We start from the raw sequence: 1,632 nt of genomic DNA, 5'->3' as shown, positions 1-1,632 counted from the left end.
GGAAGCGTTACACGACCGGAATCGACTCGCCTCCGCCCTGCCGGGGTGAGGAAGGCTACTCTGACGGGTAATTATTTAGCGGAACATTGGGTAACAAGGGTCTTCGCAGCTCAGTTCGTGCTTTGCTGGGCGAGGGTGTGGGCGAGGCGGTAGGAGTCGGTGCCGGTTTCGATGATGGCGCCGTTGAAGGTGAGCCGGTCGACGATCGCGGCGCAGAGCCGCGGGTCGGTGAAGGTTTTCGTCCAGCCGGAGAAGGACTCGTTGGATGCGATCGCGATCGAGTTCTTCTCTTCGCGTTCGGTGAGGACCTGGAAGAGGAGCTCGGCGCCTCGCCGGTCGAGTTCCATATAGCCGAGCTCATCAATGCAGAGGAGGTCTACCCGCCCGTACCGGGCGATGGTTTTAGCGAGCATCTTCTCGTCTGCTGCTTCGACGAGTTCGTTCACGAGCCTGGTGGCGAGGGTGTATTTCACCCGGTACCCCTTTTCCGCGGCCGCGGTCCCCAATCCGATGAGGAGGTGGGATTTCCCGGTCCCGGAGTCCCCGATGAGACAGAGCGGCCGTCCCTTGCGAACCCAGTCCCCGGTGGCCAAAGTGTGGATGGTTGCGGGGTTGATGTTGGGATTCGCGTCGAAGTCGAAGTCCCCGAGCCACTTGTCCCGCGGGAAGTTCGCCGCTTTCACCCGCCGGGTCGAGGAGCGGCGGTCCCGGTCATCACACTCAGCCAGCAGCAACTCGGCCAGGAACCCCTGGTAGGACAACTGTTCTTTTCCGGCGACGGTCAGTGCTTCGTCGAGGACCGCCCGGATCGTGGGGAGACGGAGCCGTCGGCAAGCCTGATCGACGGTCGCGACGGCAGCTTGCTCGGTCAGGCCACGTCGCCGGCGCAACGTCGGGGTCACTGTCGTGGTCGGGGTGGGGCTCATGAGATGTTCTCCTTCGACATGCTGACGGATGGGCTGTTCGAGATCTTGTTCGAGTTGCCAGCGGTCGTGCCAGCTGGGTTCGCTGGGGCACGTTTCGCGAGTAGCTCGTCATAGGGGCCGACGGTCGGAATCGGTCGGCTGTCGGGTGGGAGGCCGGCGATGACTGCGGCGGGGTCCATGAGGCGGCGTTGGGTGAGACTGACAACCCGTTGCACTTTGTCCTCGGCGTGAGCACCACGACGGGCATCGGAATGACGGTCCGGCGTGGACCCACCCGCGGCAGCCTGGTTCCGATTGCTGTTCAGGTTTTCGGTTGCGTGCCGGCGTGCTTCGACCGCGACGACGTCGGCGCTGACCGCACCAACTCCAAGGGCTGCGTTGATCCCAGCTTGGATGTCGTCGGGGTGCATGAACCGGTGAAGGAGCAGGACGTCGATGAGTTCACGGGTTCCGTCCGCGTCGCCGTTGACCCGCCGGGACGCAGCCCAGAAAGCTTCATGAGCGTTGGTGAACGAACCGGTCTGTCGTGCTCGGGCTAGAGCGGTGGAACCGGGAAGGGCACCGGGTTTGGTTTTGAGGACCTCGAGGTAGTGATCGAGCTGCACGGATTGGCCGTGCTTGACGGTGATTCGCTGATGCCTAGCCACAATCACGCGCCCGTCGAACACTACGATCTCAGAGGCCCGTAGTGAGACACGGACCTTCC

1 protein-coding gene and 1 pseudogene are annotated in these 1,632 nt (G+C 63.4%); both read right to left on the bottom strand.

What is annotated here, in order from left to right; all coding sequences use genetic code 11:
- Nucleotides 1-110: 110 nt before the first annotated feature.
- Nucleotides 111-926 (bottom strand): IS21-like element helper ATPase IstB, encoded by an 816-nt coding sequence (gene istB / locus ABD059_RS09940; protein WP_343879588.1) that lies wholly within the window; start codon nucleotides 924-926, stop codon nucleotides 111-113.
- Nucleotides 923-1,632: pseudogene (locus tag ABD059_RS09935) on the bottom strand (hypothetical protein); the annotation flags it as partial. The gene istB and the pseudogene ABD059_RS09935, both read right to left, overlap by 4 nt.

Origin of the sequence: Arthrobacter flavus (assembly GCF_039526005.1) — a bacterium.
GTDB lineage: Bacteria > Actinomycetota > Actinomycetes > Actinomycetales > Micrococcaceae > Arthrobacter_D > Arthrobacter_D flavus.
The sequence above is the reverse complement of the archived record's forward strand: the minus strand, read 5'-3'. Positions and strand labels throughout refer to the sequence as shown.